This window comes from Marinobacter antarcticus (genome assembly GCF_011049865.1).
GTDB lineage: Bacteria > Pseudomonadota > Gammaproteobacteria > Pseudomonadales > Oleiphilaceae > Marinobacter > Marinobacter antarcticus_A.
Map to the genome: position 1 here is coordinate 54,951 of NZ_DRGY01000100.1, position 21,719 is coordinate 76,669.

Below are 21,719 nucleotides of genomic sequence, written 5' to 3' on the forward strand. Positions count from 1 at the left end.
ACAAAGAAGTGACCTCCATGCCTCTTATCGAACAGCAGCGGCCTCTGGCAACCAGCTTTCAAGTTGACCCAACGCGGCGAACAGTTGCCTTTGAAGTCTTGCTTTCTCCAGTTTGAGAGCCGTCAGTTTCCGGGCACTGTCGATGGCGGCTTCGATATCGCCACGCCCGCTGCCGATTTCGTCCAGCATCGCCTGCCAGTGTGCGGTCTGGTTCGGCACCTGCCGGTCCTTAAGAATATCCAGTCGCGAATAGCTGGCGCGGATCGCCGCAATCGCCTGGGCGGTCGCGGCCTTCCATTCCCGGCGAGTCTGGAGCAGATTCCACTCCTGTTGTGCCAGTTGGGATTTTGCCTGTTGTACGGCGCTGCTCTGGCGGCGTCCGGTGAAGGGTATCTGAACACCAACGCCGATGGTCCAGCGCTTGTCTTCGTCGGCCCAGAGACTGTTGTAGCCCGCATTTGCCGTAAAAGAAGGGCGCTGACCGGCCTCTTTTTCTTTTAGCCTGGCGGCGGCGGCTTCTTTTCGGGCTTTGACAGACAACAGCAACGGGTGCGCGTCAGTCATGTCGGTTGTCCGTGGTAAAGCTGAGAGCGGAGGAACCCGCAATGAAACAGGCTGCGAATCGGGCTCAGCACCCAACAGCGGTAACAGGCTGGCACGCAGCTTGTCCTGTTCCTCTCCCAGGCCAATAAACTGGGCATCCAGCGCATCAAGTTCCGTTGTGAGCCGCAGCAACTGGCTTTGCGGAGCCTTGCCATAGGCCAGCCGCTGCTCGGTGATCTCAATAAGCTGCGAGACATGGTTGCGGGTTTGATGGTGCAGTTGAATGGCTTGATCGATATACCACCAATTCGCGTAAGCCGCTTTTACCTGCGCTGTTAATTGTCGCTCCGCCCACTGGGCGTCGGCACGGGCACCTCTTATCTGGGCAGCCGCCGCGTTTTCAGAGGCCTCCAACTGATCAGGCCAGGGCAGTTTCTGGGAGATTTCAAAGCGGTGGCCTACCGTGCTTCCGCCTTCCAGGGTTTGTGGCGCTAACGCGTATTTCGCCACCGGGTCATCCCAGGTGCCGCTGGCTTCGCCGGCGGCGCGGGCCGCGGAGATCGTTTCTCGCGTGCCAGCCAGCGACGCATTGGTGTCGAGTGCCTTTTCAATCCAGTCATTAATATCCGCCGGCCGTCCGGGTTGTACCTCAGCCCGGACATAGCTGACGGAAACTGCAATCGTCAGGATGGAACCGACGAGAATAGGACGGATCAGGAATCGAGTTAGAGCGAATGTCATGATTGAGCTCCTTCACGTACAAAGCGCTTCAGGCGATGAAGCTGCCATAAATAGAAAATCACAGGAATCAGTAGCAGGGTAAGAATAAGCGTAGTGACCATGCCGCCGATCATGGGGCCGGCAATGCGCTGCATCACTTCGGAACCGGTACCACTGCCAAACATGATGGGCACGAGACCCGCGACGATGGCAGAAAATGTCATCATGATGGGACGCACTCGCTGGGCAGCGCCACGGGAAACGGCCTCGCCGAGCAACTCCGGGGTGAGCCTGGACATCTGGTGGTCGACGGATTCCACCGCCTCGCGCAAGGCCTGGTTCAGGTAAACCAGCATCAACACGCCGATTTCAACGGCAACACCGGCGAGGGCAATAAACCCGACCGCCACCGCTACTGACAAGTTGTAGCCCAGCAGATACATCAACCAGATACCGCCGATCATGGCGAAGGGCAGGGTGCCAAAGATGATGCCCACCTCAATGAGATTACGGAAGTTCAGGTATAGCAGTATCAGGATAATGGCGAGCGTCAACGGAACGACCACCGTCAGCCGTTCTTTGGCCCGCTGCATGTATTCATACTGACCGGACCAGGTGACGGAATAACCTGCAGGTAAATCAAGCTCTTCCCGAACCCGTGCCTGCGCGTCTTCAATCCAGGTTCCCAGATCCCGGTCTGCAATATCCACGAGGGTCCAGCCGTTGATGCGACCATTTTCGGATTTGATCATCGGTGGCCCGTTATCTATACGGACATCGGCGACATCGGCGAGGGCAATGCGCTGCCCGTCGGGGGTCACTATCGGCAGTAGCCGCATTTGCGCTACTGAGTCCCGATATTGCTGGGGGTAGCGCATATTGATGGGATAGCGCTCCAGCCCCTCCACGGTGGTTGCCACATCCATGCCCCCGATCGCCGTGCGTACGACGGCCTGAACATCCTCTATGTTGAGACCAAAACGGGCAGCGGTGTCACGCTGTATATCCACTTTGACATAGCGGCCGCCGGCTACCCGCTCGGAGAACGCAGAAGCGGTTCCGGGGACTTTGTTGAGAATGGCCTCAAGCTGCTGGCCAATGCTCTCAATAACCGCTAGATCGGAACCGGCCACCTTGATGCCCACGGGGGTTTTAATGCCGGTAGAGAGCATATCGATTCGGGTTTTTATGGGCATAACCCAGGCATTTGTCAGCCCTGGCAGTTTAACGATCCGTTCCAGTTCTTTTCGGACTTTGTCGGGTGTCATGTCCGGTCGCCACTGGTCACGGGGTTTGAACTGGATGAAGGTCTCAATCATGGTCAGTGGTGCCGGGTCGGTCGCTGTTTCCGCGCGACCGATCTTGCCGAAAACTGTCGCCACTTCTGGCACTGTCGCAATCATTTTGTCGGTCTGTTGTAAAATCTGCCGTGCCTTGCCGATGGATATGCCCGGGTAAGTCGTCGGCATATACATCAGATCGCCTTCATTGAGTGGCGGCATGAATTCGCTACCCAATCTATTGGCTGGCCACAGCCCTATCATGAGCACGACCAGTCCGCCAATGATCATGATGGCCGGCCGATGCAACGCCCAGCGAATGACCGGCGAATAGATCGCGATCAGCATACGATTGAGAGGGTTGCGGTGCTCCGGAATAACGTTGCCACGAATGAAATACCCCATTAACACCGGAACCAGCGTGATCGCCAGCCCTGCGGCGGCTGCCATTGCGTAGGTCTTGGTAAATGCAAGGGGGGCAAAGAGCTTGCCTTCCTGCGCCTCCAGGGTGAATACCGGTAAAAAGCTGACGGTGATGATCATCAGTGAGAAGAACAGCGGCGCGCCAACTTCTCCGGCCGCCCGGGCGATGACCGACCAACGGTTCTCAGCGGTCAACGGTGTTTTTTCTATGTGTTTATGGACGTTTTCGATCATCACGATAGCCCCGTCCACCATGGCACCGATGGCGATGGCGATCCCGCCCAAAGACATAATATTGGCGTTGATACCCTGATAGTGCATGACCACAAACGCCGTCAGAATGCCCACCGGGAGACTGACAATCACAACCAGGGATGAGCGCAGGTGAAAGAGGAACGCGGCGCAGATCAGAATAACAACGAGGAACTCCTCCACCAGCTTGGTGTAAAGATTGTCCACGGCGTTGTTGATCAGGGTCGAGCGGTCATAGGTGGGCACAATTTCCACACCGTCGGGCAAGCTGGGCTCGATTTCCCGCAGGCGCTGCTTCACGCCCTCAATGGTTGCAAGGGCATTCTCGCCAAACCGCATCACCACAATGCCACCGGCAACCTCGCCCTCGCCATTGAGCTCGGCAATGCCCCGTCGCATCTTGGGCCCCAGTCGGATATCCGCCACATCCTTGAGCAGCAGTGGCTTGCCATTAACGTTTACGCCGAGGGGGATCTGCCTAAGGTCATCGGCGTTAGTCAGATAACCGGTCACTCGCACCATGTATTCCGCTTCCGCCATCTCAATCACCGAGGCACCTGCTTCCTGGTTGCCCCGGTTAATCGCCACCTGGATGCGCTGCAACGTAATGTCGTGGGCACGAAGACGATTGGGGTCGACCACCACCTGATATTGTTTGACCATGCCGCCAACGCTGGCCACTTCCGAGACCCCGGGGACGGTTTGTAATTCAAACTTCAAAAACCAGTCCTGGAGAGACCTCAGATCCACCAGATCATTGTTGCCGCTTCGATCAACCAGCGCGTAGGCAAACACCCAGCCCACACCGGTGGCATCTGGCCCCAGTTCCGGTTTGGCGCTGGCCGGCAATTGCCCGGCCACCTGGCTCAGATATTCCAGTACCCGGGAGCGAGCCCAGTACAGGTCGGTATCGTCGTCGAATATCACGTACACGAACGAATCCCCAAAAAAGGAATAGCCGCGAACAGTTTTCGCGCCTGGTACTGACAGCATGGCGGTGGTAAGGGGATAGGTAACCTGGTCTTCCACAACCTGCGGTGCCTGCCCCGGATAGCTGGTTTTAACGATAACCTGCACGTCCGACAGGTCCGGAATGGCATCAATCGGCGTTTCTTTCAGCGAATACAGGCCCCACCCGGTAAGGATCAGTGTGGCAAGCAGCACAAAAAAACGGTTATGGAGTGACCAGTGGATAACGGTATTGATCATATTGTTCATCCGGTTCTGGAATGCGCGGATGCCCGGGTTGCGGTCGCAGGCACCCGCAGGGACCTATTGTTTCTTGATGCGGGTCACTTTTTGCCCGCTTTTCGACGGGGTGAGAGTGAAAGTAACCGAATCGCCCGTATTGACCGACTTCATGTCAACGTTCGGATCAACCGAGAACCCCATGGTCATGGGGGGCCAGCTTAGTTCCGGGATGGCCTTGTGCTTGAAGGTTACCTTGCGGTTGTTGTGATCAATGGCGGTGATGACGCCGCTGCTTTCAATTGCATCGACGGACTGCCCGGCTGCCATCCCGGGCATGGACGACATGGCCTCATCTGCAGTGACCAATGCAGGAACCGTGACAAAGCCAACGACCATTGATAGTGCAAGAGTGGTGAACTTCATGGTTTATTCTCCAGTATTTTGTTGTGTTTCTGGCATGGCGGTCAGATCTTCGACCACATAGCCTTGGGGGGTCTCGCGAAAACGAAAGGTGACTTTCTGGTCCATGTCCAGTCCGGTCGTATCCACCGACTCTGATATCCCAAAGGTCATCGTCATGGCGGGCCAGCTCAGTTCCGTTATAGGACCGTGATTCAGTGTGATGCTTGCGGATTCGCCGCCGAGGTCAAGTTCTGAAATTCTCCCGATCCCGGTGATTAACCCTGCGGTTTCGGCGTTCCCTTTGCCGCTGGATGCGCTGGTCTGGCCGGATTCGAAACGCAACAGGGCTTCCTCCAGGTTGGTTTCCGAGTCGATTAGAAATTGAGCAGATGTAACCACCCGCTGACCTTCATTAAGACCGTCAATGACCACAATACGATTGCCGGCTTCCTGGCCGGTGCGCACCGGTGCGGGACGAAAATAGCCGTCGCCCTCCGCAACCAGCACGTGCTGGCTGTTGGTACGCTGGATCAGCGCGGACCTTGGAACAGTCAGTAAGTTTTCACCAATGGGCGCATCCATTGTTAACTGGACGAACATATTGGGTCGCAGAGTACCCTCCGTGTTGGGAACACGAATTCTTGCCCGAAGACTCCGTGTGCGACGATCGAGCTCCGGATAGACATAATCAATTGTGCCTTGCCACTCCCTGTTGGGCAGTGCCGGGGTTGTGAAACGCACCTCTTGCCCAGCTTTCACCAGGCCTGCCTGACGCTCAAAAAATTCTGCAATTATCCAGACCGAATCCCGACTACCGATCGCCATGATTTCAGTGTCCGGGCGGATATACATACCAGCACGGGCATTCAGGTTCGTTACATAACCGGAGCTGGGTGCAAACATGGTTATCCGCTGCAGCGCTTTTCCATTTTTCTTCAGCGATGCAATCTGGGCGTCCGTCATCCCCAAAGCGCGGAGTTTGTTTCCGGACGCTTCGGCGACCGGGCCCGAACTGACACGCAGGGCAAGCAGAAACTCCTGCTGGGCGTTGACCAACTCCGGTGAATAGATCTCAAACAGCGGTTGGTTTTTCTTAACGTTTTCGCCGACGGACTTCACATGGAGCACTTCAACCCAGCCAGAAATTCGACTGTGAACCAGCGTTAGCTGCTCTTCATTGTCAGTGACGTAACCCACCGTCGAGACAGGTATAGCAACGGCGCCCCGCGTCACAACACCGGTTTTGACTCCGAGGTTAGCGCGAATCTGTGAGTTAATACTGACGCCACCGTCCTCGTTATCTAAGCTGTTGTCGTCGTAAACCGGCACCAGGTCCATCCCCATGGGGGACTGCCCAGGTTTGTCTCGCCGATAGTTAGGGTCCATTGGTGCAACCCAGTAAAGCGGTGCTTCTTTGCCTGCCGACTCGCTGGATACGTTCATTGCTGTTCCCGACACTTCAGAGAACACGTATGGACGGCCCAGCAAACCAGCTATAAAAGCAATAGCAACCAGTGCCACCAATAAGGCAAATCGCATTGGTTCTTTCTCCAAATCATCAAATTGAGTTAGTGAGGGGGAGGGCCGCGGGTGTGCGGCTCTCCCGGCCTAAGACTTGTTAGCCTTCAGACCCTGGCACGGAGGCTGGTGTATCAGAGTGCTCATGCATCCCGCCAGAGGACGCCTGGGTGGTTTCATGATATTTCCTCGTAATAGCACACATGCGCCCGCTCACCCGAATTAGCTGGGGGTTAGACGGGCAAACAAGTCAGGTATTGATTCAGGCTATTGAGGTATTCGGTGGGGGAGTCAGGGTATCGAGTATGATGCTGCGGTAATCGCCCTCAACAGCGATCGGTAGCTGATCAGACGTAGACTGGATAACTTGCTTGAATTCGCCAGCAGGAAGCAAAATCGTTGAAAGCCCACAATTGCCCTGGCTAGTAGCCAAAGAGCAGCTTTCCAGCGTCATGCCCTCGCACTTTTCATCAGCTTGGTCTGTAGCCGCCCCAAAACTGATTGCTTTGGGGCAGTCTTCCATAACCGGTGCATTTGAGGAGGTTCCAACATGCTGTCCCGGTAACGTCAAGGCAAACGACACCATCGGCTGAAAAACCACAATAAGGGTCAGCAGAAAAAGTGCGAATTTGTTAGGCCGTGGGCGTTCCAAGTTAATGGCTTCCTGTCGGGTGAGTCACATGCTTCAAGGTCGTTTTTGAGCTGGCGCGAGTATGCAGGTCTTTAGCCGCTCACAGGTCAAGTATTAAAACGAAAGTTTAAGTCTTTTTTAGAATAACATGCATTTTGGGAGGTGAATCAAAAAACATCTTCTGGTTTCTCATCATTTTTATGCTGAGCCTGAAGCGCAGCACCGCATGCCAGACACAACGCTATACCGGCTACCTAGGGCACCTCTGAAAGCCAGGGTCAATTCAGAGGTTATTCAGAGGCTCCTCAGTTATCGAGTGATTCCAGAATCGGGCATCCGTCCGGGCTTGCGCCACAACGGTTCGTGAGTAGTCGCAACTCATCCCGAAGCCGCCCGAGCTCTTCCAGATGAAGCTCAATGTCCGTCAGCTTCTGAAACGCTAGTGAGCGTACCTGTGGTCGGGCTGCTTGAGGATTTTCCCGGAAATTGAGGAGCGCTGAGATCTCCGCCAGGCTAAAACCCATTTTTTGGGCACGCTTGATAAAGCCCAAGCGTGACAGATCTTTATCGCTATATTGTCGAACACCAGCGGTGTTGCGATAAACCCGGGGTAACAAGTTGATTTTTTCGTAATAGCGCAGCGTATCGGCACTGATATCGAGTTGTTCCGTAACCTTACCAATCTGAAGCATGATGTTTCCCCAGTCTTTTGAGAATGACGTCCCCTACATTAAGTTCTATCACCCACGCTCGCCACTGCATCGAAAAACATGCCCGGTCGCTGCCATAGCGAATTGATAAAAATAACGGTGACGCTGGTGGCCATTGCAACCATCGCCCAGACCGGATAGATCAACCCGGTGGTCGCCAGGGGAATGCCAATGCCGTTGAACAAAAAGGCAAGACTCACGTTCTGCAGCATCTTGCGATACCCCCAACGGCTAATTTCCCAAGCCGTAATGACGGCGCCCAAACGCCCGTTGAGAATAATGATGTCGGCAGAGTCGATGGCAATATCCGTGCCGCTGCCCATAGCGATGCCAACATCGGCCTGCATCAGTGCCGGAGCATCATTGATACCGTCGCCGACCATCGCGACTCGCGACTGTCGTTGCATCTCACGCAGGACTTCAGCTTTGTCTGCAGGCAGTACGCTAGCATATACCTCGTTGATGCCGGCACGCTCTGCAATGTGGCGGGCGGTGCGCTCGTTGTCACCCGTAAGCATGGCAGTGCGGATGCCGAGTTCGTGGAGTTGGCTGATGGTTTCAATGGTATCAACGCGAAGAGCGTCGCCAAGGGCGATCGCACCAAGCAGACGATTATCATGGGCAACGACAATCACCGTATGGCCCTGCTGTTCGGCAGTTTCCACACTTTGGGCCAATGCGCTCAGGTCGATACCTTGTGATTTCAGGAACGCCGGACTGCCAACCCAGACAGTCTCACCATCAACCTGCGCTTTCACGCCGCGACCGGACTCGGCCTGAAAATCCTCCACGTCGGGGAAGTTCACCCCGGCCTCCAGCGCTTTTTCGACCACCGCCCGGCCCAGTGGATGCTCAGACGCCGCCTCCACCGCGGCGGTGATAGCCAGCAAGTTGTTCTCATCGCCGTCGATACTGATAACAGACCGCACGGCGGGCCGACCTTCAGTGAGCGTGCCTGTTTTGTCGAACACGATCGTATCGACCGTGCGCAGCGCCTGAAAAGCTTCACCGGTGCGCATCAACACGCCCTTGTCCGCGGCCTCACCCGCAGCCCTTACAATCGACAGCGGTGCGGAGATACCGACCGCACATGGATAACCCATAACAAGTACCGTCAATGCGGCAAACACGGCACGCTGGAACAGGGGCTCGGCCCCAAATAACCAAAGCCCCAAGGTCCAGGCCAGAAAAGCCAGGATCGAGATGATCAAAACAGTGGGCGTATAAACCTGCAGCACACGATCCACGATATGCAGCAGGCCGGGTTTGAGGGCTCGCGCATCTTCTACGCTGCTGATCACCTGATGCAGAAAGCTTTCGGTACCGACCGCAGTGACCCGGATCAACAGCGTACCGTTGCCATTGATCGCTCCGCCCACAACGGTATCGTCCGTCGATTTGTCCACCGGCAGCGACTCGCCGGTAATCAGCGCTTCGTCCACGGCGGAGGAACCACTGATAACAACACCGTCAACCGGGATCCGCTCGCCGGGTCGCACCCGCACCTGCATACCGGATGCCACTTGCTCTACCGGCAGATCCCGTTCGTCATCTTCTGTAACCACGTGTGCCGTGTTGGGTTGCAAATCCAGCAATCGTTTAACCGATTGTGCACTGCGCGTTTTCACGATCAGCGATAACCATTCGGAGAATATATGGTAGGTAAGCACCATCACTGACACCGCAAAAAACGCGGCAGTGGGATAACCTTCAGGCTGAAGAACGAGCCCGATGCCGCCACCTGTCAGTCCCGCGAAGGCCCCGATCTCCACCAGCACATGCTGGTTGAGAATACCTCGCCGTAGCGCCTGTACCCCCATAATCAACATATGCCTGGCAACGCCGAACATGATACCCAGTGCGAGTACAGCGACCAGTAAGGGCTCGAACCCGGTGAGCACGCCACTGGCACGCAAAGCGAATAAGGCGACCCCGCCCGCAGCCAGGCCGACGCTACCGGCCAGTGCGGCGGCGGTACCCTGGCCACGCAGAACCGCATAACCAAACCCGACCAGGCTGACATAGACCACGACTGAGAGCGCGAGAGTCCAGATGCTTGTGACATCAACAATGAGTCCCACTGATGCCAGGCTCATCGCGAGCGCGACCACGAAGCGCTTGCGCTCGACGGCCAGCGCTTTCTCCTGCCGTTCGAAGGGTTCTACCTTGCGTGGGTCGCTCAGGGTATAACCGATCTGTTGCAGCGTCCCCATCAGATCCTTGGCATTAGCCTGAGCACTGTCGTATTCCACGAGCGCTTGCTCATGGGTCAGGCTCACCGCGACGCGTTTTACGCCGGGCTTGCTACTTAGCGCCCGCTCAATAGTGCCGGTACACAGTGAGCAGTGCAGTCCGCCAATATGGGCCCTTACGCGGTTGATTCCTTGACGATCAGTTGCCTCTTCGCTCCATGGTGTGAACTCGTCTGAACGGGTTGTGACATATGTCATACGATACCTCCGGGTTATAGTTTGAATCGCGTCATATCAAAGCGCCAAGGTGATGGACCAAAGCCCCAGTGCTATCAGTACCACACCGGTCCAGCGCGGCATGCGTCCGGCAAGCCCCGCAATCGCGGTCAGCAGACGGCGCCCGGAGCGCAAAAAAACGGCCAGTATGAGAGGGCTGGAAAGCGCCAGACCAAAAACGAATAACGACAAAGCGCCGTAGGCGACTCCAACGCCCGCCGCTGCCTGAGCAGCCGCATCGCCCAGCAGCACCGCCAGTAACGGCGCCGCACACGCCGGGACATTCAGGCCGAACACAGCCCCAAGGCTGGCACCGCCGGCCTTGTGTGAAACGTGGGGCAGTAGCCGATTCATTTGCCGAATCATCCAGGGTGCGCCACCAGCGAGATAAACCAGACCCAGCAGAACGTATACGCTGCCGAGCACGCCCCATAAACCTTCCTGCACACCTAGAAAACGCGAGCCAATGATGGCGGCAAGTACGCCGAGCAGACCCGTGAACGTGGCCCGGACAAGGGTGTAAACCAGAGTCTGAATTCGCCGTTGCCTTGGCGACAATCGATCCAGATATTTCAGCAAGATCAGATGACTGCCAACGGAACACGGTTCGACGAAGCCCAAAAGCCCGAGCCCTGTCGCCAAAATCAGGCTTTGTAACAGGTCCATGCTGCTTAACTCTCCGTGGGGGATGCCTTATAACCGGCTGCTCGCAAAGCCTCGGCCAATGTCTCGGCTGAAACCTGGTCAGCGTCATGCGCAATACGTGCCTGTTTAGAGTCCAGAGACACTGAGCAGCCGTTAACGCCGACCTGTTGTTCCAGCAGGTGTTGAACGACCTGCACGCAGCCGTCGCAGTGCATGCCGTCGATAGACAATATCGTGGTTTTCATGATTGCTCCTGAAGTCTGGCGGCTTGGGAACGTCGCCTTCTTAAATGATCGTCAGGAGAACGATACGACCTTGAGTTAACTCCAGGTCAAGGAGTTTTTTTGGGGGGAGAATTAGCGGTCATTTTTGCTTTAATAGCTATCCGCCCTTGACCTGGACTGAACTCCAACATCTAGGCTGGTTCCGGTTCTGCTTCATCAATTGCACCAATCAGAGACCACCTCGATCACTGGGGTGGCCAATACATTGACCCGGAATGGAAGGCTATTCTGCGTGAAACACAGTTCTGCGCTTTTACGGATCAATCAACCCGTGTTCAGAATACGGATATTCAAAAGGAGATTGTTGTGACAATACCGCTATGGCTGATAACACTTTCATGGTCCGTTACTGGCATCGGCCTGCTTTGTGCTGGAGTGATCCTTGCCGATATCTATCGCGGTGGCTACCGGCAGTCCATGAAAAGCTGGGAGGCGGTGTGGCCGATTACAGCTATCTATGCCGGTCCGCTGGCGCTTTGGGCTTATTACCGATGGGGGCGTCCGGCTACCCCGCGATGGCAGCAGCAACATGGCGCGTCTCCACAAATGGGTTTGGGAGAAACCGCTGCCATTGAGACGATCCCCGGCGGCGCGGCTTCGTTTATTGGCCATCTGATTGCCGTGCCGATCGTGGTGGGCACCGGCGTGACGATCGCCGGCAAAGGCGTGTGGCCGATGATTCTGCTGATTGCCGTATTCGCGCTGCCGCTGTTGATTGCCTTCGAATACCGGTCGCTGACCCAAGCGGGCGAGATCCGTTCGGCCGGATTGCGGCTGCGGGTGGCGCTGAAAATATCGGTGCTGGCGATTCTCGCCTTCGATACCGGTATGGGCGCCGCGATGCTGATCGTGGCGTTTGTGCTGGGCTACCCGCCCACCTCGATCGCGTTCTGGTTCGTCATGTGGGGCGGGCTGCTGCTGGGTTTTATGACTGCCTATCCGGTGGTGCGCTGGCTGCTTGGGCAGGTGTCACGACGCCGGCCGAGTCGGGATAGGACTCAGGCTAGCGGCAGTATGTGAGCCAGTCCTGACCGGCTACGGATTTATACATCAGGGGCTCAAGGATTTGATATGACTCATTCCCTAAATGGAGAGAAAACCATGCGTACACGTCATTTTTTGGCTATGTCGGCAACCGCCTTACTGTTGGCGGGTTGTGCCAGCTCGAATACCAATCACGAATCTGCATCGCCCTCCGAAGACTTATCGATGCCTGACTCAGACTTGATCAAGAACGCACTGAGTGCAGCGCCCGCAGATGTCGCCAAATACGCCACCGTAAAAACAATGGATGGCAGGGTATTACGCAAGGGCAGCAACGGCTGGGTGTGTCTCCCGGACCACGCCGCCGAACCGGGAAACAGCCCCAGATGCCTTGATCCATCCTATCAAGGCTTTATAAAGGCTTACATGCAAAAGACGGAACCCCATACCGACCGGGTCGGCTTCGGGTATATGTTGCAAGGCGGAAAACCAGGTAGCGATACCAATCCACTCGCCCAGGGCCCGAAGGACAAAGGCGTGTGGCAATCAGACCCCCGCCCGCCTCATATTATGGTGGTGGTACCCGACAGCAAGGACCTGAAGGGACTGCCAACCGATTCAGGCGGGGCTGGCCCCTGGGTTATGTGGTCGGGAACACCGTATGCGCACATCATGATTCCGCTGGCAGGGAACGGGGATTTGAGCAAGATCTGATCGAATAGGGACTGACACCGATTGATGCCACATCGTGCGTCGTAGGAATCAGCCCTATGTACTGATAAAAGGAGAATAACACTTGAACTTCCAGTTGCTGGAAGCTTTAACGTGGTACCTAAAATGAAAGAGGTGATCCCTATGAAAGGTGAGACGCTAATCCATCAGGCACTCGAGCGGCATCTCCCGGCCATTGAAGAGCATATCCAGCATTTACTCGGTCTACGCACCGTAATCCATAGCCTGTTGTCGCACGAGCACACGAGTTGCGACAGGGGCGAATGCGCTTGTGTCGGCTGCCAGGCGCGGCGTGCCACCCAAGGGGCAGCGTCGTGAACCCGCTGCTTTGGTCGCTTGTTCGTCAACTGATCCGGCTTCGCCGTGGCCGCCAGCCGCCGGCTTCTCTACAGGAGCCGGTGTGGTACTTCGCCTACGGTTCGAACATGAATGAGCGGCTTTTTCGCAAGCGCCGGCACATGGTTTGGCAGGACGCCCGGGTCGCGCGGCTCGATGGGTATCGCTTGGTCTTCAGTCGTGCCGGCGGCCGGTATCCCGGGCTCTCGGCGCCGGCCAACATCGTCGAGGCGCCTGGCGAGAGCGTCTACGGTGTACTCTACCTTCTACCGCCGCGCAAATTCGCGCGCCTCGACAACAGCGAAGGCAAGCAGTATGCCTACGTCTGGGCCGACGTGGAGGACGCCGAGGGCCAACGGACTCCGGCAATGACTTATAAGGTGGCGGATGCTGTTCCCGAGGGTCAGCCCAGCCAGCAGTACCTCGGCCTCCTTCGCGAGGCTGCGCGCCAGCGTGGGCTGCCGGATAACTACAGGGCTTTTCTCGACCGCGTAGAGGCCCGAGAGTGACGCCTTCGCCAGAAGAAGCGGAGTATACAAAGAAGCAGAGTAACGGCCGGTGGCGGCGATGGGGCCCCTGGATTGGCGGCATCATCGGCATAGCGGCGCTACTCTGGGTGTTTGGCCGGATCGACTATGACCGTTTTCTGGCGATGCTTGCCGGGGCCAATCTTGGGTTTTTGCTGATGGTGCCGGCAGCGATGGCATGCGAGCAACTTCTAAGGGCGTGGAAATGGCGCCAGTTGCTGTACCCGATCCGGCCCGTCGGACCTTTCCACCTTTTCGGCGCTATCATGGGCGGCTATTTCGCCAACCTGATCATTCCCATCGGCGCGAGTCCTGTCGTGCGTTCCTGGCTCGTTGCCCGTCGTCAGGGCTTGTCGACAAGTTCTGTACTTGCCACCGTGGCGATTGATCGCGTGATCGACGGCATTGTCTTCACCGGCTTTGTTCCGGTCGTATTAATCCTCATGGCGGTGCCTGATCCCACCGGTGCCATCAGCGCCGGGTTGAGCTGGGGCGCCGGCGGCAGTTTCATTCTGCTTGTTCTGCTGCTGCTCGGCTTGGCCCGCTATCGGCTACACGCGCAGCACGGCACCGGCTGGCTGGGTTGGTGCGTCGATCGTCTGCCCCGTCGCCTTGTCGCCCCCGCACGCCGATTCGCCCGCTCGTTCGCCGTGGGCATTGTGTGGCCGCAGGAACAATGGCGACGCGTGGGAATTGTGCTGGCCAGCGTCGTCAGCAAGCTCATCGCCGCAACTCATTTCCTCTGGGCAGGGCTGGCGATCGGCGTCCTGCTGCAGCCCGTGGAGTATTTGTTCCTACTGGTAGTCTTCGGCTTTCTCGCCGTTGTCACTCACTTCGCCCGTATCACCGCAGGTTTCACAGTCGGCGCCGTGTTCGCCCTCGGAGTGCTGGGCCTGAGCGAGGAGCAGGCGCTTGCCATGGTGCTGACCGTTCAGGTCGCGAACATGCTGACCGTGACAGTCATCGGCGCACCGGTCCTGTGGCTAAGGAATGTCTCTCTTAGGGAGTTGCGGGCGGTGGGGGATAATGATGCCCGCTGCGGCTGAGCCCAAGCGTCGGTTCCGGCGGCTGCCGTTTTACATGTTCGGCGCCTTCGGGCGCGTGCTGTGCCTGGCCGGAGTGGCGACCCTGGTTGCGCTCGCAGGCGACTCGGCCGGGACTTTTGCCATTGCGGGTTTTTTTGTGCTCTGGACAATATATGCCTTTGTCAGCGGCGTTGTTGCCGTGCCCTATAACGACATCGTGGCACGCTCGATAGAGTCGGGGAAACGCAGCCGTATGTTAGCGCTGCGATTTTTCGGCGGCGGACTGCTGGCTCTCGGTGTGGCTGCCATTGCCGGGCGATTGCTTGAGGTGCTCACGTTCTCCGAAGGGTATGCTGCGATATTGATCGTCGGGGCTCTACTGCTGCTGATCTCAACCCTGTCTTTTGTTTCTGCTGGCGAACCACAGACCCCTTTACCGGCTGAACACACTGGCGGCTTTGTTGAGTTTCTGAAGAGTGGCGTGGAGGTTTTCCGCCGCGACCAACGCTTTCGGTTGTTTCTCTACTCGCGCTGGGCCGCCGGTATGGTCGCCATGGCCTTGCCCTTCTACATTCTGCAGGTGATAGCAGTACAGGCTTCGAGCTCACAGGTCGCCTTTCTATTGGGTGCGCAGACCACCGGCGCGCTGCTCTCCAACCCGCTTTGGGGCTGGTGGGGGGACGTACGCGGCAAGCACAGCCTGCTGGAGGGCGTGGCCGTGATAGGTGCATTGGCGCCCCTGCTGCAGTTCTTTCTTGTTCGCCGTCTGCGCAATGTCCCGATAAAGGAGAGCTACCCGTGAAACAAACGCGATTACGACGCTGGCTGACGAAATCCTGGGTACTGTCCGGGCTTTACTACCGGCTGCACGGCATCCCGCTTACCGGGCGACCGACGGACGAGGTTTGGTACTTCGCCTTCGGGGCCAACATGCACGATAGCGCCTTTCGCGAGCGCCGCGGCATGTACCCGCTCGAGTGGCGCCCGGGACGGATTCAGGGCTATCGGCTTCGTTTCAACCTGGAGGGGAGGCCAAAAGGCAGGGCCGCCCCGGCCAATATTGCGCTCGATCCAGACGCCGAAGTCTGGGGCGTACTCTATAAAATAACCCGACGCGATTCGCTACGCCTGGATGCGAGTGAAGGTGTGCCCGGCCCCCGTTACTGGCCGATCTGGATCGAGGCCGAGGATGTCAAGGGCAACCGAATTCAGGCCGTAGCTTACATCGCCGAGGGGAAGGCGCGCGATGGTAACCCGTCGCTCCGCTATCTCACGATGCTGCGTGAGGGTGCGCGTGCACATGGGTTACCAAAGCAGTGGCTGCACTATTTGGACAACGTAAAGCCCGCAGAATGAGAAAGCGTGACATTTAGTATGGGCACACGCTGATTCCTTTCAAGCACTTCACGGTTTGCGCACTTCGTAATAGCGCATCATTCCGTTGTCCTCGTGTTCCATGTTGTGACAGTGATACAGATAGAGCCCTTTGAAATCCTTGAAGGTCAGAGCAATCCGGACCCGCTGACCGGGCATTACCAGTACGGTATCGTGCAATCCCGAGTCTACGATCCCTGCCTGAAGTTGCCGGGCGCCCCCCGCGTTGGCGTTTCGTCGGCTAATAACCGTAAATTGCAGCCCATGTACATGCATGGGGTGGGGCATCATGGTGTCGTTGAAGAACTCCCATATCTCGGTTGCGCCCAGCGAAACGACTTCATCATCGGCGACGGTTGCACCCTCAAACTGACGGCCATTGATCGCAAAGCCCTGCATCATTTTCATACTGAGCCTGAAAGGCCGGATTCTTGTGGAGTTGTCCGGGTGCGCGAGGAAGGCCAAGTCACTGCTCAACCGGTCTGGTAACGCGGGCGCAGCCTTCCCCGGAGTGCCATTAACCACCAGGGTCAGCAATGACGTAGGCGTGTCAGACATATTGTTAGAGCCTCCCATCATACCGCCCATCATCTCACCCGCCCGATGCGGTTCATTGATCAACTGGATCTCGGTGCCTTGGCGATCACCCTCAAAGCTGACCCACAGGTCAACGCGCTGGGCAGGCGCCAGGGTGACGTAGGGGCGCTCTTCAGGTGCTTCCAACAGCCCGCCGCCCGTGCCAATAACGGTAACGGGGCGACCATCGCTCCAGACCAGTTTGTATATACGTGCGTTGGAGCCATTCAATATACGCAAGCGATAAGCTGTTGCTTGCACCTCTTCAACCGTCGCCGGTTTACCATTCACTAGCAAGTGATCGCCTTTGAACCCTTGCATCCGGGTCATCATCGATCCCATGCTGTCAGCGAGGTAGCTCAGTTCATTCTCGCCGGCGAAGCTGCGGTCTTGTAGCACCATGACCCGTTCCCGATCGCCCTTTGGCAAATCCAGTTCGCGCTCAGGGTCATCTTCAATAATAAGCGGGCCTGCAAGCCCGGCATAGGACTGGAAACCAACGCGTCCGCCGTCATCCCCGTGCGGGTGAGGGTGATACCAGTAAAGCCCAGCACGATCATCCACCACAAAGCCGACGGTTTTTGTAGCACCCGGTTGAATGGGAAAGCGCGGTTGGCCATCGACCTCTGGCGGCACGTGCAACCCGTGCCAGTGAACGGTCGTGTTTTCTGGAAGATGGTTTTCAATATGAATCCGGACACGCTGGCCACGGCGCAACCGTATCAATGGACCGACATAGCGGTTGTCTGAATGAGTGAGCGTGTCGCCGGGCCCCTTGATCAGCCTGGCGGTATAACGCCAGACTTCGCTGGCAGCGCCTGGAAGGATGGGCGTTACATCCGGGCGAGCAAACAATGTCAATTCGACGTCGAAAGGGCCCTGATCAAGGCCTGATTCGTCCGCATCGGTTTCAGCGGCACCTTGCTGACAACCACTGAGTAACAGTGGTGCTGGCAGCAGCGCAAAGGTTGCCGCGCCGCCCACCGATTTTAAAAAAGTTCGACGTGCCGGAATGAAATCGCGCATCGTGACGAATCTCCGCTCAGGTTGACGATTTTCAGCTTCGCAGGAATTTGACGAGTGCCAGAATCCCGAGCACCAGCAGAGTCAAAACCAATAGGCCGGCAAGCATACAGACAATCATCATACCGCCGCCCATCATGCCGCCATCCATCATTCCACTGCTCATCATTCCCGATTCGCCCATACGCCCAGGGCCGGATGAGGTGTCGGCAAACGCAAAAACAGAGTAAAGAGCGAGCATTAACAGTGTTGTGTATCGGGTGAGCTTTTCCATGGCTAAGACCTTAAAGGGCTGCTTAAAGCAGCTAGATTAAACCTATGAGTAGCTCAAGGGTCAATAACGTACTTTTTGACTAGCTCGAGAGACCGTGTCAATGCTCCGGTGCTCCACTTGCTGTAGCCCTGCCATTCGTTGTAGGGCAGAGATCACCCCGGCAACTAATCGTGACCGTCCAAAACCAAAGCCAAAGTATGCTAACTCGTATCAATCTTGCGGAGCCAGGGGGTGGCGCCTGATCTGGAAAGCGAAGTAGAATCCGGTATAGTATAACAAGGCAACACTTTGTTTGTGAGAAGGTTTAACGGGAGTGATTCATGTTTCGGGGAATACACTCTATAGGTTTGAATATTTCAAATAATATGCTTTACTATTACGCGCTGAACTAAATCAACAACGCCTCCGCGAATACGCGGAGCACTAACGTCAGGGAAGTAATATAACAATGAAAAAATTCGCTTCACGCTCTGTAATTTTTGCTGCGGCAACAACCGCATTCACGGTTGCTGCTCCAGCATCTGCTGTCGAATTTAAAATATCTGGACAGGTCGATAAGGCCTTTGTTGCAGCCGATAACGGCGAAGACAATGATATTGGCTTCGTGGATAACAACGGCTCGAATACCCGATTTCGGGTCTTGGGAAGTCAGGATTTCGACAACGGAATGACGGTTGGCTTGAACTACGAGGTAGGATTGACCAACGATATTTCGACCGGCTTCGACATTAATAATAGCAATAATACGGACAAAACTTTCCTCGATGTCCGAAAAACAGAAGTCTACTTCGGCGGTAATTTCGGCAAGGTCAGTCTGGGCAAGGGTGATGGCGCTGCGAACGGCACTTCGGAGGTGGACCTGTCGGGAACACAATATCTGGGCGGCGGTTCAGCGCACTATTACGCCAGTGGTATCTCGTTTCTGGATGACAACGGGGTCGCCGTTGGTACCATTGGCGGTGCGGCGTATAATAACCTCGATGCGCTGAGTCGAAACAATCGCGTGCGATACGATACACCGGCGTTCGGTGGCCTTGTCCTGTCCGCTAGTGTCGCCAGTGGTAAAGCCTTCGAAACAGCGGCTCGTTACGCTACGGAGTTTGGCAATGGTGGTAAGTTTGCAGCGGCCGTTGATTTCCTCGATAGCCAAGATAAAGACGCTCTTATAAGTCAGGGTGGCGTCCGTACCTTCGATGGCAGCTTCAAGGAATACGGCGGTTCGGCATCGGTGTTGCTTTCCTCGGGGTTGAACGTTTCCGGCATGTATAAGAAGCGGGATAGCGACACGGCCTCTGCTGAAGGCGAGAGCTATTTCGTCGGTGTCGGGTATACCGTGGCCAAGCATCACACGCAGATCGGCTGGGGTCGCTCCAACGATCTTGCAAATGAAGGCAGCGAAGGTAACAACTACCAATTGGCCTATGTATACGATCTGCGCAGCGATATTGAACTGTTCGGCAGCGTCCGTCACGTTACGCTAGATAACGTTGAAAACGGCGGTGGCGTGCTCATAGACGCGCAAGATATCAATTACCTTTATGTAGGCGCGCGGGTCAAGTTTCTTTAATATCATTTGAGCGGCGAAGGCGGTTGGGACAGGTTTGTGACTGTTTGCAACCGCCCTTTTTCTTGGGATAGGCCGTTTTCATCAATGTGGGTCAATAGCTTGATTGACCAGAAGAGGCGCATTGACAGCAAGGCCTTACCAAATTTTTTGGCGTATCTGCTTAATTATTAAACTTGGATAATCATGCTAGCAAAAAACTGTGTGCCTTATGTTTTACTCTGCGCTGGCGTCTCGGTGACTGTGCTCATATCTGGCTGCAGTGGCGCCTTGAGCCCGCAAAAAGCCGACTATGAGAAACTGCCAGGATCTGGTGATCGTATGGCGGACGGTCCGGGCCTTATCAGTTCGCAAAAAGGTGATGATTACGATGGTGGCTATACTCTTTATTCCAAAGACCAATCAAAAGAGTCGCTGGTGCACCCGAATCAGTCAACGGAACAGCCTTCCAAGCTCGCGGAGGAAGCTAATCCGTCCACGAGCCAGCAGCAGAATTATGAGGAATTTGAGCGTTACCAACAATTTCAGCGCATGCCGGAAGATTCCAGTGAATATCAGCGCTTTCGGGAATGGCAGGAGTGGAAACAGTATCAGCAATGGCGCAATCGAAACTCTGAACAGCAATAGAAAGGCAAAGTAGCTTACACCACATCAATGAGTCAGTTGGTATAATCTCATAGCGTAGCCTGCCAAGATCTTCCAGGTTGCGCTGAGGTCTGTTTTCTCAAGCATTTTTCCGATTTTTAACCACGATTTGACCGCCCTGACGTCTCCGTCTCGGAGTATTGCACAACTCCATGCTGCAGCGAGGCAATCAAAGGACATTCAACATTCATCCTTTGCGCTGAGCACGCCTGAACCAGCCCATCCAGCGCTTTTTCTATGCCTTGCAGGCTTCGGATTTTCTGCCGCACGCTCGTTAATTTCTGCTCGCCCAATACCCGTGCTTCATTACAATGGGTGCCATCCTGCAGTGTCAGCAATTCCGCGATTTCATCCAGACTGAACCCAAGCCATTGAGCCGTACGAATAAAGTGAAGACGCCCCAACGCCTGATCGTCGTAGTGGCGAATACTACCGTAAGGCTTTTCAGGTTCTGCCACCAATCCCCGGCGTTGGTAATAGCGGATGGTTTCCACTCCCATACCGGCGGCCTTGGCCAGAGTGCCAATGGTCATTGAGCGTTGTTTTTTGGACATAGGGGTTGATTCCGTAGCTGACTACGGGAGTAACCTTAGCGTAGTCACCCATGTCATGAAAGGAGCCATCGTAATGTCAGAGTCCAAATCCGGTCGCGGTTCTCTGATCACAGGAGGGATTGCCGCTGTTCTGGCATCTGCTTGCTGTCTTGGCCCCCTGATCTTAATCACGTTGGGCATTTCCGGTGCCTGGATCGGCAATCTGGCCGCTTTGGAACCCTATCGACCATGGTTCATCGGTGCGGCCCTGGTGGCGATGGTTTTTGCCTGGCGCCGGATATACCGACCCGCCAGGGCCTGCCAGCCGGGTGATGTTTGCGCGCTACCGCAAGTGCGCACGGCCTACAAGGTTGTGTTCTGGATCGTCGCGCTGCTTATTCTGACGGCACTGGCGTTTCCCTTCGTCTTACCCCTGTTTTACTGAGAGGCACTACACCATGAAAAAATCACTGATTGCCACTGTGTTATTCCTGTTCGTTAGCCTGCCCGCCCTGGCGGCGCAACAAACGGTCATCTTGTCCGTCCCTGGCATGACCTGCTCGGCCTGTCCGATCACTGTTAAAGCCGCCCTCAACCGGGTCGAGGGGGTGAGCTCTGTCGATGTCCGCTATGAAGAGCGTGATGCGACGGTCACCTTCGACGATGCGAAAACCTCCGTTGAGGCGCTGACTCAAGCTACGACTAACGCGGGTTATCCTTCCACACTGAAACAGCCCCAGACGAAACAGGAGTAACCATGCGAAATCCCAAAACCCTGTTGCGGGTGAGTGTTATTGGCACTGTGCTAGTCGCGCTGTGCTGTCTCACACCGATACTGGTGGTTTTGCTAGGAACGTTAGGCCTGGCTGCCCTGACCGGTTATCTCGACTACGTGCTGTTGCCCGCACTGGTCTTATTTATTGGCCTGACCTGCTATGCCGTATGGCGCAAGAAGAAACACGACGCCTGCTGCAATAGCCCATCTACTATCAAGGAGTAACGTATATGAGTGACAACAACCTGCACATTGCTGTGATTGGCAGCGGCGGCAGTGCCATG

23 protein-coding genes are annotated in these 21,719 nt (G+C 56.0%); 11 read left to right on the top strand and 12 right to left on the bottom strand.

Features of this window, described 5'->3' with window-relative positions; translation table 11 throughout:
* Positions 1-24: 24 nt before the first annotated feature.
* From ENI00_RS12725 to ENI00_RS12765, 9 genes are all read right to left on the bottom strand, one after another.
* Positions 25-1,284 carry a TolC family protein gene (locus tag ENI00_RS12725; protein ID WP_304102909.1) on the bottom strand — a complete coding sequence of 420 codons (1,260 nt, stop codon included), beginning with the start codon at positions 1,282-1,284 and terminating at the stop codon, positions 25-27.
* Positions 1,281-4,427, bottom strand: coding sequence for an efflux RND transporter permease subunit (locus ENI00_RS12730; RefSeq protein WP_304102912.1), 3,147 nt, complete (start codon positions 4,425-4,427; stop codon positions 1,281-1,283). The genes ENI00_RS12725 and ENI00_RS12730 overlap by 4 nt, the downstream gene beginning before the upstream one ends.
* Before the next feature lie 63 nt (positions 4,428-4,490).
* A complete protein-coding gene (locus ENI00_RS12735) occupies positions 4,491-4,832 on the bottom strand; it encodes a copper-binding protein (RefSeq protein ID WP_304102914.1) in 342 nt (113 codons plus the stop codon).
* 3 nt (positions 4,833-4,835) lie between these two features.
* Complete coding sequence (locus ENI00_RS12740) at positions 4,836-6,254, bottom strand: efflux RND transporter periplasmic adaptor subunit (RefSeq protein ID WP_304102916.1); 1,419 nt, start codon at positions 6,252-6,254, stop codon at positions 4,836-4,838.
* A gap of 337 nt (positions 6,255-6,591) precedes the next feature.
* Positions 6,592-6,981, bottom strand: a complete 390-nt coding sequence (locus tag ENI00_RS12745) for a hypothetical protein (RefSeq protein WP_304102918.1) — start codon at positions 6,979-6,981, stop codon at positions 6,592-6,594.
* A 284-nt stretch (positions 6,982-7,265) separates the two neighbouring features.
* Positions 7,266-7,652 (bottom strand): heavy metal-responsive transcriptional regulator, encoded by a 387-nt coding sequence (locus tag ENI00_RS12750; RefSeq protein ID WP_304102921.1) that lies wholly within the window; start codon positions 7,650-7,652, stop codon positions 7,266-7,268.
* Positions 7,653-7,690: 38 nt separating this feature from the next.
* On the bottom strand, positions 7,691-10,120 hold the full coding sequence (locus ENI00_RS12755) for a heavy metal translocating P-type ATPase (protein ID WP_304102924.1): 2,430 nt from the start codon (positions 10,118-10,120) through the stop codon (positions 7,691-7,693).
* A gap of 36 nt (positions 10,121-10,156) precedes the next feature.
* A complete protein-coding gene (locus tag ENI00_RS12760; RefSeq protein ID WP_304102927.1) occupies positions 10,157-10,804 on the bottom strand; it encodes a cytochrome c biogenesis protein CcdA in 648 nt (215 codons plus the stop codon).
* Between the two features lie 5 nt (positions 10,805-10,809).
* Positions 10,810-11,028: a heavy-metal-associated domain-containing protein gene (locus ENI00_RS12765; RefSeq protein ID WP_304102930.1), complete on the bottom strand. Its 219-nt coding sequence runs from the start codon at positions 11,026-11,028 to the stop codon at positions 10,810-10,812.
* A gap of 345 nt (positions 11,029-11,373) precedes the next feature.
* Here ENI00_RS12765 and ENI00_RS12770 point away from each other — a divergent pair, with 345 nt between their 5' ends.
* The 6 genes from ENI00_RS12770 to ENI00_RS12795 all read left to right on the top strand — a co-directional run bounded on the left by ENI00_RS12770 (position 11,374) and on the right by ENI00_RS12795 (position 16,027).
* The gene (locus ENI00_RS12770; protein ID WP_304102933.1) at positions 11,374-12,087 is read left to right on the top strand and encodes a DUF4396 domain-containing protein; all 714 of its coding nucleotides are present in this window, start codon (positions 11,374-11,376) and stop codon (positions 12,085-12,087) included.
* 81 nt (positions 12,088-12,168) lie between these two features.
* Positions 12,169-12,765 (top strand): hypothetical protein, encoded by a 597-nt coding sequence (locus ENI00_RS12775; RefSeq protein WP_304102935.1) that lies wholly within the window; start codon positions 12,169-12,171, stop codon positions 12,763-12,765.
* A gap of 332 nt (positions 12,766-13,097) precedes the next feature.
* Positions 13,098-13,628, top strand: a complete 531-nt coding sequence (locus ENI00_RS12780) for a gamma-glutamylcyclotransferase family protein (protein ID WP_304102938.1) — start codon at positions 13,098-13,100, stop codon at positions 13,626-13,628.
* The gene (locus ENI00_RS12785; protein ID WP_304102941.1) at positions 13,625-14,692 is read left to right on the top strand and encodes a lysylphosphatidylglycerol synthase transmembrane domain-containing protein; all 1,068 of its coding nucleotides are present in this window, start codon (positions 13,625-13,627) and stop codon (positions 14,690-14,692) included. Before ENI00_RS12780 ends, ENI00_RS12785 begins: the two co-directional genes overlap by 4 nt.
* The gene (locus ENI00_RS12790) at positions 14,673-15,473 is read left to right on the top strand and encodes an MFS transporter (RefSeq protein WP_304102944.1); all 801 of its coding nucleotides are present in this window, start codon (positions 14,673-14,675) and stop codon (positions 15,471-15,473) included. The genes ENI00_RS12785 and ENI00_RS12790 overlap by 20 nt, the downstream gene beginning before the upstream one ends.
* Positions 15,470-16,027 carry a gamma-glutamylcyclotransferase family protein gene (locus ENI00_RS12795; RefSeq protein ID WP_304102948.1) on the top strand — a complete coding sequence of 186 codons (558 nt, stop codon included), beginning with the start codon at positions 15,470-15,472 and terminating at the stop codon, positions 16,025-16,027. The genes ENI00_RS12790 and ENI00_RS12795 overlap by 4 nt, the downstream gene beginning before the upstream one ends.
* Before the next feature lie 48 nt (positions 16,028-16,075).
* Here ENI00_RS12795 and ENI00_RS12800 read toward each other — a convergent pair whose 3' ends face one another.
* Positions 16,076-17,647 (bottom strand): multicopper oxidase family protein, encoded by a 1,572-nt coding sequence (locus ENI00_RS12800; RefSeq protein ID WP_304102953.1) that lies wholly within the window; start codon positions 17,645-17,647, stop codon positions 16,076-16,078.
* A gap of 31 nt (positions 17,648-17,678) precedes the next feature.
* Positions 17,679-17,918 (bottom strand): hypothetical protein, encoded by a 240-nt coding sequence (locus ENI00_RS12805; protein WP_304102954.1) that lies wholly within the window; start codon positions 17,916-17,918, stop codon positions 17,679-17,681.
* 448 nt (positions 17,919-18,366) lie between these two features.
* On the opposite strand from ENI00_RS12805, the gene ENI00_RS12810 reads away from it, so the two are divergent.
* Both ENI00_RS12810 and ENI00_RS12815 read left to right on the top strand, forming a co-directional pair.
* Positions 18,367-19,485: a porin gene (locus ENI00_RS12810; protein ID WP_304102957.1), complete on the top strand. Its 1,119-nt coding sequence runs from the start codon at positions 18,367-18,369 to the stop codon at positions 19,483-19,485.
* Positions 19,486-19,803: 318 nt separating this feature from the next.
* Positions 19,804-20,109 carry a hypothetical protein gene (locus ENI00_RS12815; RefSeq protein WP_304102960.1) on the top strand — a complete coding sequence of 102 codons (306 nt, stop codon included), beginning with the start codon at positions 19,804-19,806 and terminating at the stop codon, positions 20,107-20,109.
* Between the two features lie 116 nt (positions 20,110-20,225).
* On the opposite strand, the gene merR is transcribed toward ENI00_RS12815, so the two are convergent.
* Positions 20,226-20,681: an Hg(II)-responsive transcriptional regulator gene (merR, locus tag ENI00_RS12820; RefSeq protein WP_304102963.1), complete on the bottom strand. Its 456-nt coding sequence runs from the start codon at positions 20,679-20,681 to the stop codon at positions 20,226-20,228.
* A 73-nt stretch (positions 20,682-20,754) separates the two neighbouring features.
* Here merR and merT point away from each other — a divergent pair, with 73 nt between their 5' ends.
* The 3 genes from merT to merF are packed head-to-tail and all read left to right on the top strand — an operon-like array spanning position 20,755 to position 21,660.
* Positions 20,755-21,105: a mercuric ion transporter MerT gene (merT, locus tag ENI00_RS12825; protein ID WP_304102966.1), complete on the top strand. Its 351-nt coding sequence runs from the start codon at positions 20,755-20,757 to the stop codon at positions 21,103-21,105.
* Positions 21,106-21,118: 13 nt separating this feature from the next.
* Positions 21,119-21,415: a mercury resistance system periplasmic binding protein MerP gene (gene merP / locus ENI00_RS12830; protein ID WP_304102968.1), complete on the top strand. Its 297-nt coding sequence runs from the start codon at positions 21,119-21,121 to the stop codon at positions 21,413-21,415.
* Positions 21,416-21,417: 2 nt separating this feature from the next.
* Complete coding sequence (gene merF, locus ENI00_RS12835) at positions 21,418-21,660, top strand: mercury resistance system transport protein MerF (RefSeq protein ID WP_304102971.1); 243 nt, start codon at positions 21,418-21,420, stop codon at positions 21,658-21,660.
* The last annotated feature ends 59 nt before the right edge of the window (positions 21,661-21,719 follow it).

Coding starts and splice junctions, on each gene's coding strand:
- ENI00_RS12775 (WP_304102935.1), top strand. CDS start 12,169: ATGCGTACACGTCATTTTTTGGCTATGTCGGCAACCGCCTTACTGTTG.
- ENI00_RS12730 (WP_304102912.1), bottom strand. CDS start 4,427: ATGATCAATACCGTTATCCACTGGTCACTCCATAACCGTTTTTTTGTG.
- merF (WP_304102971.1), top strand. CDS start 21,418: ATGCGAAATCCCAAAACCCTGTTGCGGGTGAGTGTTATTGGCACTGTG.
- merP (WP_304102968.1), top strand. CDS start 21,119: ATGAAAAAATCACTGATTGCCACTGTGTTATTCCTGTTCGTTAGCCTG.
- ENI00_RS12765 (WP_304102930.1), bottom strand. CDS start 11,028: ATGAAAACCACGATATTGTCTATCGACGGCATGCACTGCGACGGCTGC.
- ENI00_RS12800 (WP_304102953.1), bottom strand. CDS start 17,647: ATGCGCGATTTCATTCCGGCACGTCGAACTTTTTTAAAATCGGTGGGC.
- ENI00_RS12750 (WP_304102921.1), bottom strand. CDS start 7,652: ATGCTTCAGATTGGTAAGGTTACGGAACAACTCGATATCAGTGCCGAT.
- ENI00_RS12815 (WP_304102960.1), top strand. CDS start 19,804: ATGGCGGACGGTCCGGGCCTTATCAGTTCGCAAAAAGGTGATGATTAC.
- ENI00_RS12810 (WP_304102957.1), top strand. CDS start 18,367: ATGAAAAAATTCGCTTCACGCTCTGTAATTTTTGCTGCGGCAACAACC.
- ENI00_RS12755 (WP_304102924.1), bottom strand. CDS start 10,120: ATGACATATGTCACAACCCGTTCAGACGAGTTCACACCATGGAGCGAA.
- ENI00_RS12740 (WP_304102916.1), bottom strand. CDS start 6,254: ATGAACGTATCCAGCGAGTCGGCAGGCAAAGAAGCACCGCTTTACTGG.
- ENI00_RS12725 (WP_304102909.1), bottom strand. CDS start 1,284: ATGACATTCGCTCTAACTCGATTCCTGATCCGTCCTATTCTCGTCGGT.
- merT (WP_304102966.1), top strand. CDS start 20,755: ATGTCAGAGTCCAAATCCGGTCGCGGTTCTCTGATCACAGGAGGGATT.
- ENI00_RS12790 (WP_304102944.1), top strand. CDS start 14,673: ATGATGCCCGCTGCGGCTGAGCCCAAGCGTCGGTTCCGGCGGCTGCCG.
- merR (WP_304102963.1), bottom strand. CDS start 20,681: ATGTCCAAAAAACAACGCTCAATGACCATTGGCACTCTGGCCAAGGCC.
- ENI00_RS12805 (WP_304102954.1), bottom strand. CDS start 17,918: ATGGAAAAGCTCACCCGATACACAACACTGTTAATGCTCGCTCTTTAC.
- ENI00_RS12760 (WP_304102927.1), bottom strand. CDS start 10,804: ATGGACCTGTTACAAAGCCTGATTTTGGCGACAGGGCTCGGGCTTTTG.
- ENI00_RS12735 (WP_304102914.1), bottom strand. CDS start 4,832: ATGAAGTTCACCACTCTTGCACTATCAATGGTCGTTGGCTTTGTCACG.